General features: G+C 34.8%; 17 protein-coding genes. 1 reads left to right on the forward strand and 16 read right to left on the reverse strand.

The window, feature by feature from the left end:
* The first annotated feature begins 37 nt into the window (after window positions 1-37).
* The gene (locus IGI49_RS07230) at window positions 38-985 is read left to right on the forward strand and encodes a phosphoglycerate dehydrogenase (protein WP_429963961.1); all 948 of its coding nucleotides are present in this window, start codon (window positions 38-40) and stop codon (window positions 983-985) included.
* A gap of 28 nt (window positions 986-1,013) precedes the next feature.
* Here the strand turns inward: IGI49_RS07230 and IGI49_RS07235 are convergent, their stop codons facing one another.
* The 16 genes from IGI49_RS07235 to rffA all read right to left on the reverse strand — a co-directional run bounded on the left by IGI49_RS07235 (window position 1,014) and on the right by rffA (window position 15,862).
* Entirely contained in the window at window positions 1,014-1,958 is a 945-nt protein-coding gene (locus IGI49_RS07235) for a glycosyltransferase family 2 protein (protein WP_429963962.1), read from the reverse strand.
* 11 nt (window positions 1,959-1,969) lie between these two features.
* Window positions 1,970-2,263: a HesB/YadR/YfhF family protein gene (locus IGI49_RS07240; RefSeq protein WP_429963963.1), complete on the reverse strand. Its 294-nt coding sequence runs from the start codon at window positions 2,261-2,263 to the stop codon at window positions 1,970-1,972.
* Window positions 2,264-2,275: 12 nt separating this feature from the next.
* Window positions 2,276-2,941 carry a potassium channel family protein gene (locus tag IGI49_RS07245; RefSeq protein ID WP_429963964.1) on the reverse strand — a complete coding sequence of 222 codons (666 nt, stop codon included), beginning with the start codon at window positions 2,939-2,941 and terminating at the stop codon, window positions 2,276-2,278.
* 106 nt (window positions 2,942-3,047) lie between these two features.
* The gene (locus IGI49_RS07250) at window positions 3,048-3,680 is read right to left on the reverse strand and encodes a response regulator transcription factor (RefSeq protein ID WP_207702271.1); all 633 of its coding nucleotides are present in this window, start codon (window positions 3,678-3,680) and stop codon (window positions 3,048-3,050) included.
* Complete coding sequence (locus IGI49_RS07255; protein ID WP_429963965.1) at window positions 3,655-4,740, reverse strand: sensor histidine kinase; 1,086 nt, start codon at window positions 4,738-4,740, stop codon at window positions 3,655-3,657. The genes IGI49_RS07250 and IGI49_RS07255 overlap by 26 nt, the downstream gene beginning before the upstream one ends.
* On the reverse strand, window positions 4,737-5,459 hold the full coding sequence (liaF, locus tag IGI49_RS07260) for a cell wall-active antibiotics response protein LiaF (RefSeq protein WP_207702269.1): 723 nt from the start codon (window positions 5,457-5,459) through the stop codon (window positions 4,737-4,739). The genes IGI49_RS07255 and liaF overlap by 4 nt, the downstream gene beginning before the upstream one ends.
* Window positions 5,460-5,603: 144 nt before the next feature.
* Window positions 5,604-6,077 (reverse strand): transcription elongation factor GreA, encoded by a 474-nt coding sequence (gene greA / locus IGI49_RS07265; RefSeq protein ID WP_207702268.1) that lies wholly within the window; start codon window positions 6,075-6,077, stop codon window positions 5,604-5,606.
* 104 nt (window positions 6,078-6,181) lie between these two features.
* Window positions 6,182-7,642, reverse strand: a complete 1,461-nt coding sequence (gene mltG / locus IGI49_RS07270) for an endolytic transglycosylase MltG (RefSeq protein WP_429963966.1) — start codon at window positions 7,640-7,642, stop codon at window positions 6,182-6,184.
* Between the two features lie 91 nt (window positions 7,643-7,733).
* A complete protein-coding gene (locus IGI49_RS07275) occupies window positions 7,734-8,687 on the reverse strand; it encodes a glycosyltransferase family 2 protein (RefSeq protein ID WP_429963967.1) in 954 nt (317 codons plus the stop codon).
* Between the two features lie 116 nt (window positions 8,688-8,803).
* Complete coding sequence (locus tag IGI49_RS07280) at window positions 8,804-9,997, reverse strand: hypothetical protein (RefSeq protein WP_429963968.1); 1,194 nt, start codon at window positions 9,995-9,997, stop codon at window positions 8,804-8,806.
* Between the two features lie 900 nt (window positions 9,998-10,897).
* Window positions 10,898-11,839 carry a glycosyltransferase family 2 protein gene (locus IGI49_RS07285; protein ID WP_429963969.1) on the reverse strand — a complete coding sequence of 314 codons (942 nt, stop codon included), beginning with the start codon at window positions 11,837-11,839 and terminating at the stop codon, window positions 10,898-10,900.
* A gap of 23 nt (window positions 11,840-11,862) precedes the next feature.
* The gene (locus IGI49_RS07290; RefSeq protein ID WP_429963970.1) at window positions 11,863-12,198 is read right to left on the reverse strand and encodes an EamA family transporter; all 336 of its coding nucleotides are present in this window, start codon (window positions 12,196-12,198) and stop codon (window positions 11,863-11,865) included.
* Window positions 12,191-12,547, reverse strand: a complete 357-nt coding sequence (locus tag IGI49_RS07295) for a hypothetical protein (protein WP_429963971.1) — start codon at window positions 12,545-12,547, stop codon at window positions 12,191-12,193. The genes IGI49_RS07290 and IGI49_RS07295 overlap by 8 nt, the downstream gene beginning before the upstream one ends.
* Window positions 12,548-12,550: 3 nt before the next feature.
* Window positions 12,551-13,711 carry an ATP-grasp domain-containing protein gene (locus IGI49_RS07300; protein ID WP_429963972.1) on the reverse strand — a complete coding sequence of 387 codons (1,161 nt, stop codon included), beginning with the start codon at window positions 13,709-13,711 and terminating at the stop codon, window positions 12,551-12,553.
* On the reverse strand, window positions 13,704-14,726 hold the full coding sequence (locus tag IGI49_RS07305) for an NAD-dependent epimerase/dehydratase family protein (protein ID WP_429963973.1): 1,023 nt from the start codon (window positions 14,724-14,726) through the stop codon (window positions 13,704-13,706). The genes IGI49_RS07300 and IGI49_RS07305 overlap by 8 nt, the downstream gene beginning before the upstream one ends.
* Window positions 14,717-15,862: a dTDP-4-amino-4,6-dideoxygalactose transaminase gene (gene rffA / locus IGI49_RS07310; RefSeq protein WP_429963974.1), complete on the reverse strand. Its 1,146-nt coding sequence runs from the start codon at window positions 15,860-15,862 to the stop codon at window positions 14,717-14,719. Before rffA ends, IGI49_RS07305 begins: the two co-directional genes overlap by 10 nt.
* Window positions 15,863-16,213 lie beyond the last annotated feature (351 nt).

The raw sequence follows: 16,213 nt of genomic DNA on the forward strand, positions 1-16,213 counted from the left end.
TCGATAATTTGATAGAATGAATGTCGAGGTGAACAAAATGCAAAAACCAATTATTTATTTACAAAAAGCCTTTCGTAAAGAATTCGTGACTAAAATACAGGAAATTGCGCCAAACTATCAAGTTAGTACGGAATTAGCTGATGACGAGCTAAACAACGTTGAAATTTCCGTCGGTTGGAAACGGGAAAAAGAACTTCAGCTATTAAATCACTCAAACTTAAAATGGGTGCAAGCTGTTTCAGCTGGTGTTGATTACTTGCCTTTATCCGAATTTGAAAAAAAGGGCATATTCCTATCTAATGGCAGCGGAATTCATTCTCTATCGATCAGTGAACATGTTATTGGAACCTTACTCACATACTACCGTGGAATCGGTCAAGCAATCAAAAATCAAGCAGTCAAAAAATGGGACCAAACAGGTATTCACTATGATCAGCTTTCAGGTAAAAACTTGTTAATCGTTGGCACTGGTCATATTGGTAAACAACTATCCGTTTCACTTCGAGGTTTAGGTGTTAACGTGTACGGCATTAATACCACTGGACATCCAGTGAGTGGATTTATCGAAACCTATTCTATTAAAAATTTAGCAAAGATTGCTGAAGGCATGGACATCGTTGTTGGTATCCTTCCAGGAACAGAAGCCACTTATCACATTTTTAATAGTGACGTCTTCAGTCATATGCAACCTGATGCTGTCTTCATAAACGTAGGTCGTGGTGACTGTGTGCACACCAAAGAATTAGCAACCGCACTCAAGGAACAGCAAATTGCTTTTACTGCACTCGATGTATTTGAGGAAGAGCCTTTGCCTGTCGATAGTGAACTGTGGGAATTAGAAAATTTATTAATCACCCCACATATCTCCGGAATGACTGTCGATTTTCAACGGAAGTTTATGACTATCTTTTTGAAAAATTTGAAGAGTTATGTAGCTGAGGGGAAACTTGTAGAGAATCAGATTGAGTTGAGAAGAGGGTATTAAAAACAGTCTAAAAGGTTAGCCGATTGTGCTAATCTTTTAGACTGTTTTTCTTATCTTCAGTTTCTTTTACAATATAAATTGGCCTCTTCTTCGTCTCCAGAAAAATCTTTCCAATATATTTCCCAATAATCCCCAATGATAAAAGCTGCAATCCACCAATAAAAAGCAAAATCGATACCATTGAGGGCCAACCAGATGTCGGATCCCCAAATATTAATGCTCGGAAAATAATGAAAAGTAATGCAACTCCAGACCCTACGCAAGACAAGGCTCCTACAAATGAAGCAATATTCAAAGGCGCATCCGAAAAATTAATAATACCGTCAATTGAATAATTAAACAATTTCCAAAAAGACCACGATGTTTCACCGGCAGCACGCTCACGATTATCAAAAGAAATATATTCGGTTTTAAATCCAACCCAACTAAATATCCCTTTAGAGAATCGATTATACTCCGTTACTTCCAAAACAGCATCTACCATCTGTCTAGTCATTAACCGATAGTCTCGGGCACCATCAACCATATAAGTATCACTAATTTTATTTATCAAATGATAAAATCTCTTCGCAAAAAAACTTCGTATCGGCGGTTCACCTTTACGATCAGCACGCCTAGTACCAACACAATCTATGTCATAAGACTCAATCATTTGAATCATTTGAGGCAACAGCTCTGGTGGATCTTGCAAATCAACATCCATTACAGTAACCAAAACACCTTTGGATGCTTGCAGACCTGCATATAATGCCGCTTCTTTTCCAAAATTACGCGAAAAAGAAATATATCTTATTTTAGATCCCTTAACCGATGACAATCTTTTTATAGATTTCAAGCTACCATCATTTGAACCATCATCAATAAAGATATATTCAAAGTTTTTTCCAGTAAGTGGCTGGATTTTTTCCATTTCCTCAAAAAAAAGAGGAATTGCTTCCTCTTCGTTAAAGCAAGGAACAATAATTGATAACATTCTATTCACCTCTAAGCTTCATCAAATTCATATTTAGGTTCGTCAAGATCATTATCATAATCAACAACTAAATTATACCCTTTAAAAAACCATTCATCTGCTTCTTCCACAAAGAATAGCCTACCACCTAACTTTTCAGTAATCAATGGTTTTTCTGGTGTATCAACTGCCATCCCCACAGAAAATCCATCATGTACTTGAGTTTTACCATATACTTTCCCATAAAACTTTATCCCTTGTCCTTCATTTACAACAATTTCTTCCTTGAACCATTTTTGTGCAGCTGGTGTTACTGTTAATTTCATCCTGTCAGACTCCTATCCGTTCATTTTCTCGTCAAGATAATCCACGTCTTCATTCAACCCAATTACAACCAGGTGATCATTTTGCTGTACGATTTCTTCAGCAGGCGGAGATACAATCGGTTCATCATTATTCCGGCGAATAGCCACTACGTTTAAACCAAATTTTTGACGAAAGTCTAGTTCTTGAAGAGTTTTTCCATAAAACTTTTTGTTAGTTACTACCACTTCTGCTAAAGAATATTCTGCAGAAAGCTCCAAATAGTCTAATATGTTTTTTGAAACTAAATTATGAGCAATCCTATAGCCCATATCTCTTTCCGGATGAACTACTCTATCTGCTCCGATTTTCTCTAAAACTCTTGCATGGTATTCATTCTGAGCTTTTGCCAATATATTAGGAACACCCATTTCTTTACACATTAAAGTAACTAGTATACTCGCCTGGATATCCTCACCAATTGCTACTATCACATGGTCAAAATTGCGAATGCCTAACGAACGCAACGTCATTTCATCTTGAGCATTGGCAACTACTGCATGGGTGGCAACATTCATATACTCATTGACACGGTCTTCATTGCTGTCAATTGCCAATACCTCTTGACCTGATTCTACTAAAGTCCGGCAAATACTTCCACCAAAACGACCAAGACCGACAATTACAAAACTTTGTTTCATCCTCAATCTCCTTAAATTTCAAATTTCTGTATTTTATAATTCGAGAGTTATCTCTTCGCTTTTCCCAGTATAACAAAGAGCGGGTTAACAAAACAGAGGAACTCCTCTATTTTATTAACCCGTGTTTGAAAGCGTAGATAGCTGCTTGCGTACGATCTTCTACTTCTAATTTTGCCAAAATATTTGATACGTGCGTTTTGACTGTTTTCAATGTAATAAATAGCTCGTCAGCAATTTCTTGATTACTCATACCTTGAGCAATTAGTAATAAGATTTCCTGCTCCCGATTGGTCAATTCTTCATGAAGAACGTGTCGATTACGATTAGACAGCTGTTCCATCATCTTAGTAGTCACTTCTGGCTCTAAAACTCGCTCCCCCTTATAGGTTGCTCTGATAGCATCCGCAATTTCATGGGCAGTTGACGTTTTAAGTAAATATCCAGAAGCACCAGCTTCGATTGCTGGATAAACCTTCTCATCGTCAATAAAACTCGTTACAATCAATATTTTAGCCTCTGGCCAGTCATTTAGGATTTTTTTAGTAGATTCGATGCCATCCATTACTTCCATCACCAAATCCATCAAAATGACGTCTGGCCGCAAGTTCAAAGCCTTGTCATAACCTTCTTCACCATTCTCAGCTTCACCAACTACTTCAATATCGCTTTGAATAGATAAATAAGAAGAAACTCCTAAACGAACCATTTCATGATCATCCACCAACAACACTCGTATCATGTTTTGCCTCCTTCACTAAAGGAACTTTAATCTCAATACTCGTTCCTTGTCCTTTAAAACTAATTATTTTTGTTGTACCACCTACACCGGCGATACGTTCCCGGATATTTCTTAATCCATAACTACCAGCGTGTTCGTCATTGGTTTCAAAACCTACTCCGTCATCAATTACACGTAAACTGATATTTTGACCAATAATTTTTAAATACACTTCTAACTCACTTGCTTTTGCATGCCGCAGTGTATTTGAGAGTAATTCCTGGACCACACGGAACAGCTGATCCTCAATTGACGAAGAAACTTGAATATCTTGAACATCCCATTTCAAACGAATTTGAATTTTCGTTTGCAGTTCCTTCAATAATTGCTCAATTCCTTGACGTAAACTTTTACCTTCTAAGCTAACAGGTCTTAAGTGAAGTAGCAACGCTCTCATTTCAGATTGAGCAGCATTAATTATGTCCGCCACCATAGCTAGATGTTTCTTATAAGGCTCTAGTTCATCAGAATACTGAGACTGTTCATTTAGCGCTGACATCATCATCATGGCCGCAAACAGCTGCTGAGACACCGAATCATGCAATTCTCTGGCTAAGCGGTGTCTTTCCTCTTCTAATATTTTTTCCTTAGTCGTACCGTCTACTAGCTGCGGCTGACTGCTTAATTGCTGCAGCTCTCTTGACATGTTAACCAGCTTTTGTTGGATCTTTTTAATATCATCATTAATCAACAATAAATCCTTAGTTTGAGACATAGAAGCATCTAAGTTCGGATGATCATAATTACCTGATGATAAATATTGAAGCTTTTCCTCAATCTTATTAAACTGCTGTTTCTGCAAGAATGTAATTAAAAAATACACAACAATTCCAACCGTGAATGCAATCATCAATAAATGAATAATCATAGGAATATAGAAAATTCTAGCAGTTATTAGCTGACCAATCAAATTTTTCTTGCCAATCGCATACATGTACATATAAAGAGTTGTAATTAACAATAGAAAAGTTGCTAGCCCCGAATAAAATGCCAAATGACCGCGCGAAAACTTATCCATCATACTCGAATCACCTCGACATCACCTAGTAAGGAATTCGTAATCAACTTTATTCTTCTTGGACTATCATCATAGTCATCACTATACATTTTCAATGATTCATTTTTCAAGCTTATTTCTTCATCTTCAAAATGAACTTTCCCGTAGAATGTAGCATGTTCGAACAAAATTCCTACTCCATAAGGAACCAGTATACGAGTTCGACCAAAAACTTTACGAATAATTACAACACTATCTTCTTTAGGAAGCAAAGTATTCCCTAAATCTACTATCGTATCGCCAGCAAAAAGATCCACATTGATATCATCCCATTCAAAAACCTGATTGCCTATGCGATCGTTGCCAAACCAAGACTGTTTCTTTTTCTCGCCTTGATGCTCAGTTGGGTTTTCGGTTGCCACGATAATCATTTGCTTTTTATTTTTAAAGGAATAACTTGGAAAAGAGACACCCGCAATTTCCACTCCCTTTAAGCCCAAAAATAAAATCGCAAAAATAAGCATTAACCAAGTCGCCGGACTATTTACCAAGCAAATTATTAAAATCAACGAACCCAAAATAAGTTGAAATTTGCGGCGACGATTTTTGCGTAATCCCCAATAGATATTTAAAATACCAAATACCACCATAACCAATACGGGTGGATTCGATGAAACTTGCCACAGTAGAAAGACTGCCAGCAAAGCTTCAATAATGATAAAAAAACGCCAAGGACTTCTCACAATATTCTCCCCCTGAATTGTTTATACCTCATTCTACTTGTTTTGCATTTCGAATACTATCGGACTTTAGTAGGACATAAGAAAAGCCCCACGAAAATTAGTTCGTGAAGCTTAGTATTAAATCATTAAACCCTCTGATTAAGATTAACCAACTTTTGTAATTTTCACTTGCATATCTCCACCAGGAGTAGAAATAGAAACAATATCTCCAACTTTTTTACCGATAACCGCTTGAGCAATCGGTGAATCATTCGAAATCTTGCCAGAAAATGGATCCGCTTCTGCTTTACCAACGATCGTGTACTCTTCTTCGTCACCATCAGGCTGTTCGACAAAAGTGACAGTTTTACCAATGGATATTTCATCAGAATCTACATTGTCATTGTCAATAATTTGTGCAAAACGAATCATATTTTCAAGTGTGCTAATCCGTCCTTCAACAAACGCCTGCTCATCTTTAGCTGATTCATATTCCGAGTTTTCAGATAAATCACCAAAGCTGCGGGCGATTTTAATTCGCTCAATAATCTCGCCACGTTTTACCGTTTTCAATTCTTCCAATTCTTGCTCTAGCTTTTCTTTTCCTTCATGTGTCATAGGATAAACTTTTTCTACCATAATTCTATTGCTCCTTCATTCTAAATAAATTACGAAAGGTAATCCTTTGTAGAGTTGATCCACAAAAGATTACCACGTAATTGCTTATTTGTAAATTAGTCTAGCTAATCTTTATTAACATATTTTTCAACTAATTCCATATGCTCATCATACGTTTTAGCATAATATACTTTTCCAGTTGAAATGTCTGCTACAAAATAGTAATAATCATTGGCAGTTGGTTCCAATACAGCCAAGATTGCATCCTGACTTGGACTATCAAAAGGGCCAGGTCCATAACCAGTATTAACATACAGATTGTATGGAGAATCAATTTCCGTATCTTTGTAGGTAACTAATTCTTTATGCTCCCCTAAAGCATAAAGAATTGAGATATCAGATTGCAATGGCATGCCTTCATCAATACGATTGAAGAACACTTGTGCAATTTGCTTACGATCCTCTGTTGTTATTCCCTCTTTTTCCACTAAGGAAGCTAAAGTCATTACTTCTTGTACGGTCATGCCTTTTTCTTTGATTTTGCTGTAGTAAGGCGCCATCACTTGGCTAGTTGCATCAACCATTTGAGTAACCAATTCTTGTAAATTATTGGTTTTTAAAACATTATACGTAGCAGGGAATAAATATCCTTCTAAACGATATTTAACACCCTCAGCATTTCCAGCATCCGTTAACAAATCTGGATATTGTTCCTTTAATTGATTAAAGAACGCTTCGTCATTCATCAAATTCAAAAAGTCTTCTTTGCTGAAGTCAGTTTTCTTAGCAACTAAAGTACCAATCTGATCGATATCGTATCCTTCAGGGATGGTTAGCTTAGAAGCATCATCTAAAGGTACATCACTTCCACCTTGCTGCAGCTCCTTACCAATTTGATCCAATGTCATGTTGGGTGAAAACTGATAATAACCAGCTTGAAAGTTCGTTAAGTTTTTAAATTTAGTATAGAAGTTAAAGACTAATCCGTCACGAATGATGTCGTCTTTTTCTAAAATTTCACCAATCTGTCGATTGGATGAACCACTAGGTACCTCAACTTGTACTAATTTTTTATCATTAGTATCTAAGGGTTTTAAACCTGCACTGACATAATTATATCCGGAAATAGCCAAAATTCCAGCAATAATCAATATCGCAACAGTCAAAACATAGACGATCTTTCGAACGACCCGATCCTCTTTTCTACGTTCTGCTCGCTTCAAATTGCTCTCCTCGCTTAACTCTTCTTCATATTCATCGTAATCGATCTGACGAATCTCTTCTATTTTATCACTAAGTTTTTCAAAAATAGTCGGTTCATCATTTTCACTAACTTCTTCTATAGCAGCTGAAGTTACTGTTTCTTCTCTCGCTTTTTTAGAAGTAACTGTAGCTTTCTTTTTTGCAGAAGTTTGTTTTTTCTCTTTAACAATCGGATCTTGTTTAGGAGCATAAGGTCGTTCAATCTTTTTGATAGATTCTCCGCCCTGTTCAGTCTCACGTTTTTGCCGATTTTCTTCTAACGCACGCATAATTTGTTCTTTAAAAGAACCTTCTTCTGAGTGTGTGTTCTGCACGTCAGACAAAACAACTCCCCCTTACTTCATGTCATAACTTTGTATATTATACATGAAAGTTCGGAGGAGTGAAATGGTTATCGTTATTTCGTAACAAATTTTACATTTTTGTAGCATCTTTCTTATTGGAAATTTTATTGTACACGTGATAAAGATTTAGTTCGTAATCCTTTTTAGCGTTTGTAACTACAGTATCGAGTATCAAACCAGTAATCAGCAGCAAAAGTGCAAGAGTCATTAAACCGGTCGCTAGAACTGAGGATGGTAATTTGGTAATGAAACCAGTTTTAATAAACTCGGAAATAACTGGAATACCAGTAATTAATCCTAATAAAAAGAAAAAAACAGTAAAAATCGAAAAGAACAACATAGGTTTGTAATCTTTACACATTTTAACAATTGTGAGCAATACCTTAATCCCATCAGAAACAGTATTCAGTTTTGATTCACTGCCTTCAGGACGATCACGATAATCAATAGGAATTTCAATAAGTTTGAAGCGTTTATCTAACGCATGGATAGTAAATTCAGTCTCAATTTGGAAACCTGAACTCATTACAGGAAAGCTCTTTACAAACAACTTATTGAATCCACGATATCCAGTCATGACATCTTTGATATTTGCTTTATATAGTTGATTGATAGTATTTTTAACTAGATTGTTACCCACATCATGAAAAGCACGCTTATTCTCCTCAAAGTAGGTACCATTAGATAATCGGTCACCAATCACCATATCCGCTCTACTTTCTCTCAGCACCTTTAAAAGTTCATGAGAAGCTTCTGCAGGGTAAGTATCATCCCCATCCACCATCAAATAATAATCAGCATCAATGTCAAAAAACATCTGCCGAATAACATTCCCTTTACCTTGACGAGGTTCTTTACGAACGATTACTCCCTCGTTTAAAGCAATCTCATGAGTGTTATCAGTAGAGTTATTGTCATAGACGTAAATATCTGCATTTGGAAGTTCTCTTTGAAAATCATTGATTACTTTTTTTATGGTCAAGGCCTCGTTGTAGCAAGGGATTAGTACTGCTATTTTTTCCATCAAATTTCTCCTCTGTATTAAAATAGTTCATCTCAAAAATCGTTTAATTTTTCTCAAATATTATTTTGATCTAATATCGTATTTTAATTTTTTACAAAATAACGGTTATTACTTGATTATTCCCTACATAAACAGTCGTAAAAAAAAGAGAAAGTGACCATTATAGAAAATATGGTTATTACTTGTAACCTATAAGTAAACCAGTAGTGAATTTGCGAATGATTTGCCAAAACTAAATACCAAAGATAAGGCATGATTGCTATAAATATAAATGAGCAAATTGACACAAGAATGCGCTTTTCAAAAATTACTTTAATACTTCTCTTTCTTTTCAATAAAATCATAATGATCACAGATAACAAAAAGCCTACAATAAAAAGCAAGTTAATTTTGTTGAAAGCAAGCACTATATTATGCCCAAGCATCTTAACCCTGTCAACAGGCCAATTTTGATCCCCTTCCGTTCGAAATAATATCTGATTGATAGCATCAGATACAACATTTCTTTTCAAGATAACGGTGGCAACCGACCACTTGCTTATCCAAGTTATACCATATCCAATACCCCAAAAAAAACTACAATTAATAATATTTTTTACAAAATCTAGCAGAGAATATTTTTCTTTTCCAACAGTGGTGAGCATCAGATAGCAAACAATAACCAAAGGTATTCCCAAAGTAATCATTGGAGCAGTTAATAGATCAAAAAAATTAGTTAAGGAAGCTATAACTAGAAAAAAGAGATAACGTTTATAGCCTTTGAAAAAAGTATCATTTCTAGTAAGCAAAAACACATTCCCAGTTAACAACAAAATAAAAACATTAGAAAACTGCATACTTAACGAGAATACATTGAATCGAACCGCCGTCAAACTAATCATTAGACTAATTGAAACTAGCAAGTTAGTCCTTTTAGTAAGCAAATAGAAATTCAAACCTAAAAAAATTATTAGAATCAACAAATAAATTTGTCTAATTGAAGTATAGCTTATCACGGTAAGCATAGGGCGAAGAAATACTTGATAGCCATGCCAATACCTTGGATAATCAGATATTGACATGCCCTCTTTTATAGGTGAGGCTTCTCCCTTTCTAGCCTTTTGGATCATAACCCTATCAGTGAAGTTATCCAACCTTGTTCCAAAATCCCCAGTGTTGATTATCTTGTAGTCTCCTTCATATTTCAAAGTAGATAATGATTCATCTATTTTTTCGTTTAAGGCGCTATTCGGAATACTATATGTAGTAGTCATCAATATAACATATAAAACTATTAATGACACTAACGTTTTTAATGTAGCTTTTAGCAAATTAGTTTTCCTACTTTCTTTTTTATCTTTAGATCAGAATCGCACTCGGTAAGAACTATTTTTCACGACTAGAGATGCAATACTGTTCTGACAACTAAAAAACTTGGTCTCTAGCTTTCCATAAATAAAAAAGTCCTTTTACTAATCAAGGATAACTTATCCTAGACCATCAAAAAGGGCCCTTAGTATATAGGTAGGTTAAATATACTTTTTTCATAATTAGATTTCTGCAATAAATATTGATTTGCTAATAGAAAAAGTCCAATCAACGTAAAACTTAGCTTATAAAGATAATAAAATAAATTTTCGAGCGTAGGTAAACTTCTGACTTACTTTTATCTGTAAGGAATTACCCAGTTATCATACAAATAATTCTGCTTTCATGAAACTGACAATTCTTTGAAAAACTCAACACAAATATACTTTCTCACAGGACTTTCTACTCTAAATAAGCAAGTAAGTCAGGTACTCTTATCAAAGATCAGTAACAAATCAGTTCAAAAATCTCATAATAAAAAACCCTATAAGCTTGCAAAACCTCAAGCCTTGAAAACCTTAATAAAACATCCATTCTTATTGAGACACTTTTGATCTATTTGATCGATAGCGAGTGTTCTAAACAAGACAACAAAACTTTTCCAACTAGCTAAAAGAAATCAGATCTAGTTGACGATAAGTTAAACCTGACCTTTGCAACGATTCACCGAGTTCATCTAGAAGAATAACGTTTAGAAACTTTCGAAAAATAGTTCTCCGCTATGTGGCATCCCACTCCTTTGAATCTTTATTGAGGTATAGTTTTCTGACTCTATTTACGCAGCATGAATAATAGACTGTTTACTTATACTATGATTTTAGATAATCAGCACATTTTTAAAAGCAAAATTTATATGGAGAATATTAAACTGAGCCACTATACTTATCACCTTTATTTAGGATTTGTCGGACAACATATAAAGGGCGACCTTTAGTTTGCATAAATATATTACCTACATATAATCCCACTATTCCTATTGCTAAGAGAATTATTCCACTTAAAAAGAATTGGGCAACAATTAGACTTGGCCATCCTGTGAGTAAAGAGCGATTAAAATAAAGTACCAACACATATATTCCAGCAAGTAAAGACAAGATTGTAGTTAAAAAGCCTACCTTGACCATTAGTTTTAGTATCTTATCCGATTGAGAGATGAGTATATCGCTGGCCATTTTCATTCGACGCTTAAAGTTATAAGATGATTTTCCTTCTTTTCGAGCATCATGATTCACATCAATTACAGCCTGTTTAAAACCTAACCATTTTAAGTAAATTACATATGCCCGATGATAATCCTTCATGGATAGGTAACTATCCACTACTTTCTTTTTACAAATAGAAAAATTACTTAAAGCAGGATCATAGTTACCATCTGTAGCATAAGAATAGACTTTGTAAAAAAATTTAGAGACTAACTTCTTGAAATAGTTATCCTGTCGATTTGCTCTTCTGGTTAAAACAATATCCCATCCTTCTTTTGCTTTTTTATATAAGTTTGGAATATCTTCAGGCCGGTCTTGCAAGTCACAATCCATGACAATTACCCACTTGCCTGAGGACTCTTCTAATCCAGCATTTATCGCATATATTTGTCCGAAGTTTCTAGATAACTCTATTCCTATAACTCGTTTATCATTTTGGCAAATTTGCTCAATAACTTCCCAAGAATTTTGAGGATCATTGTCATTAACAAAAATAATTTCGAAATGCTCTGTAATAGACGATAGTGCAGTTTTGAGTCGCTCGTATAACTCAAATAAAGAAGCTTTACATCCATAAACTGGTATTACAACAGTGATTTCCATAAATTCCTCCTACAAACTAACGATTAGAAATAAAAAATTATAATACCTATTAAGATAACCAAATTACCTACAACTTTGCCCTTAGTAATCTTTTCATTCAAAAAGATACTACTTAAAATCATCACTAATATGTACCCTAAAGATTCAATTACAGGTCCATTTTTGTAATCCACCCCTCGATAAGACAAAATAATACAAATCGTTGAAACTACCATTAGTGTATATCCAACAATAACGTGAGGATTTAGATATTCTCTGATTAGACTTTCGTGTGACTGCTTTGATCCTAGTTTCAATATTATCTGCGAGATCGAAGAAATGATAACAGCTAAGAACAACAATATCCAATATTTATTCATATTCTTTATTTACTATTGTTGTACCAATAATAACAACAATTACTCCAATAATATTTTTGATCGTTACCATTTCTTGAAAGAAAATGACCGCCCAAATCATTGACCATAGTAGAGCAATCGATCTATTTGCATAAGCGATTGATAAATCAAAATGTTTTATAATCTGTTGCCAAAAAAAAGCATAAAATGCCAGAATTAGTATTTCAATGCCATAGAACAACAAAAAATCTGTACTTAAAAAACCATATCCAGAAGCTAATTTTGCCATAACACCTGATAAAGTGTATATTACAACAATGCCTTGTAAGCACGCCAAGCTCTTTATTTTTTTTGACACTTTGTTTTTCAACTTTTAATCACTCAATTCTAGCATCTTCAATGCTTCATCATATTTATCAAATACAGCTATTAAGGAGCCTTTTCTTGAAGAACTATCAATTACATGGTCACTTTTACTTAATACAAGTTCCGATTTCATCTTTTCACTGTGTTTTAACTCCAACTGTCTTAATAAGGAACTATCTTGATCGCTAACGGAGAATCGAATTGCGCAATAAGGATATTGCTCAATAGTATTTTCTATTTCGAGTTTTTTTCCGGTAGCTATATCAATAGTCATCCTTAAAAAATCATACCCCGTCGAGAGAGGAACCAAATCAGAACCAATATAATCGCCGCCCATACGCGATCCCACCTCAATAATTCGGATCTCTTCGGAATTGGTAATTTTGAATTCCGAATGAGAAGGACCGTATTCTACTCCCAGGCAGTCCAATGCGGTTGGAATTGCTGCATGTATTTCCTTGACTATTTTTTCAGGTAAATTTGCCTGAGCTATATGTCCTTTTTCAATAAAATTAGGAGATCCAGTTGTGAACTTTCTGGTAATTCCTAAAATATGATGTTTTCCATCGTAAGAAACAGATTCACAGCTATATTCAATCCCATCAACAAATTCTTCGATTATAACACTATTATCAAATGAGTCTTTTTGTGCCACTGAAAAGGCTTTAGTTAGTTTCTTTTCGCTAAAGCTATCCAATTTTGTTATACCACGGCTTCCAGAACGATCTGTCGGTTTAACTATGATTGGCAGGCTAAAATCTTTCAATTCTTCATTGTTTGGAATCGTATTAAATTTAGCGAACTTTGGAGTGGGAATGCCTTTTCGTGATAAGGCTACCCTCATTAAATATTTATCAGTAGTAACACGAATACATTGTTTTGAATTAGTGACTAAATTTAATTTCTCCGCAACATACTGAACAGTAATATTTGCAAGATCTGAAGCAATTGTAACAATACCCTCGGGTTTAATTTTTTTACACTGATTTAGGATTTTTTCTTTTTCTGTTATACTTACTGGATAAAAATAATCTGCACTACCTTTACCTGCAGCTCCTTGCTCCCAAGAAAATACATGAGTCTCAAATCCCAAAAGTTTAGCTTTCTTTATTAAAGGTAGCTGGAACTCTCCGGCTCCTATGATTGCTATTTTTTTCAATTTAATCACCGCTATTTTTTCTTCTAGTTTCTATTAATAAATTCCATCGCTTGCTTTCTAGCTCACGCTTATAATCATTCATCATCTGAAAATAATTTTTGTATTTTGGCACAAAACCAAAATCTCTTTTTGCTTTTTCCATGCTAAATAGGAAAGATGGTGTATTATTAGGTTTATCAGGACAGTAGACTATTGGAGATTCTTTCTTATCACTAAATACTTTAATAATTATTTTTACTTGTTCTTCCAAATTAAGTTCCGTTGATGAGGTCATATTGTATAAGCCTTTCGCAGTTTGATTTTTTAAGATCAAAGAAAAAGCCTTAGCTACATCTTTAACATAAATAATATCACGAGATATGTGCGGATCACCCCAAATCTCTATTGGCTCTCCAGCAATAGCCTTATCTATGAAGGTTTGTATACCTGTCTTATAATATATCCCATTTACATATATCTCCGAATGTGGTCCCACTCCGTATACCGGTGGCAAACGGAACACTGCCGTTCTCATGTCATGTTGTATATTATAATATTCCATTATGTCAGAAGCTGCATTCTTCGAGATTACATAAGCAGCATGGTCACCTTCTTTCTCAAAACTTCTTGGCTCATCTTCTTTTATGGGGTAGCCTTTTTTCCACGCGCTACTAACATCAGCGTAGGAACTAGTAGATATCATTCTTTTTATCCCTTTAACTCTACAGAATTCCAAAACATTGATTGTACCTAATGTATTGGTGGCAATATAGTCATAGGCATTCTCATTTTCATCCAGATTGACTTTTGTATTAGCTGGTAATAGCCCTGCCAGCAGTATTACCCCATCAATATTATCAGTAGGAAGTTTATTAAAATCTTCTTTTTCTGTAATGTCTAATTGTATAAATTTTCCACCTAACGACTCAACTAAGGGAGCCAAGGATTTATTTCTACCAGTAGCAATCACATCGTACCCATCCGAGATCAGTCGTTCAATAGTATACAGACCTATAAATCCTGTAGCACCTATTACTATAACCATGTCTTAGCTCCTTTCTTATAAAATTTAATGACCTGTCCTATGACCTCATCAGCTTTTTTTTCTTCTAGACCATAATATAAAGGTAATCGTACTAATCGTTCGCTCTCACTTGTAGTATACTCATCTTTACCTATAAATTCACCAAATCTTCTACCCGCTGGCGAGGTATGCAGTGGAATATAATGAAAAACGGCTTGAATGTCTCTTTCTTTCAAATACTTTATTAGCTCTGTTCTTTCTTTCAGGTTTTTGCATTTTAAATAAAACATGTGCCCGTTATGTTTACACTCATCTGGAATCACTGGTAAATCGACTCCAAAGGTCCGCAATTCTTTTAGTGAATTATAGTATTGATTCCACAATGATAAACGCTTATCATTGATCTCTTCAGCTATTTCCAATTGCCCCCATAAATAGGCAGCATTCAACTCACTCGGCAAATAGGAAGATCCCATGTCAACCCAAGTGTACTTATCCACTTGACCTCGGAAAAATCGACTTCTATTGGTTCCTTTTTCACGAATGACCTCGGCAATCTCACCATACCTCTTGTCCTTTATCAAGATAGCTCCGCCTTCCCCCATTGTGTAATTTTTTGTTTCATGGAAGGAATAAGTGCCAAAATCCCCGAGCGTCCCTAGCGAAGCCCCCTTGTATTCACACATGACGCCCTGAGCTGCATCTTCAATTACTAATAGATCATATTCTTTCGCTAATCGATTTATCACATCCATTTCACAAGAAACTCCAGCATAATGAACAGGGACAATCGCTTTAGTCCTTTTAGTTATCGCTTCTTCTATTTTCATTTCATCAATATTCATAGTATCTGGACGTATATCAACAAAGACTATCTTAGCTCCTCTTAATGCAAATGCATTCGCAGTAGATACAAACGTATAAGCTGGCATAATCACTTCATCTCCGGGCATTATTTTAGCCAAAATTGCAGACATTTCTAACGCATGCGTGCACGATGTAGTCATTAAAACAGACTCACAGCCGGTCTTCTTTTCAAACCACTCGCTACAAAATCGAGTAAAATTCCCATCCCCACTAATTTTTTTATTAACAATAGCTTTCTGCAGATATTCAAGCTCTTTACCAGTGCAAACAGGCTCATTAAAATTAATCATCTTCTAATACCTCAATCTTTTTTGATTTGCAAATTTTGATATACTGAGAAATTCTTTAATTTGACTTGTCCATAAAATTTAAATTACAAAAGAACAAAAAGATGGTCGTTCTCATAGCTAAGAGTCCTTAGTAAGTGCCCTCAGAAAAAATAAGATTTAATAAACAATTCTAGTTTTAAGTATCAACTGGACACATCTTCCTAAATGCACAAGATATCAATCAAAGCAGTGCAGCATCTATAATTCAAACAAATAAAATTTTTGTTAGCAGTCTGTCATAAAGCGATAAGCTAGCACTCATATTAGTGAAAAACTAATTGTGATATACATTCTTGATTGATTCATCAGTAA

The sequence above is a fragment of the Enterococcus sp. AZ071 genome, from assembly GCF_050499065.1.
GTDB classification, from domain to species: domain Bacteria; phylum Bacillota; class Bacilli; order Lactobacillales; family Enterococcaceae; genus Enterococcus_A; species Enterococcus_A ferrettii.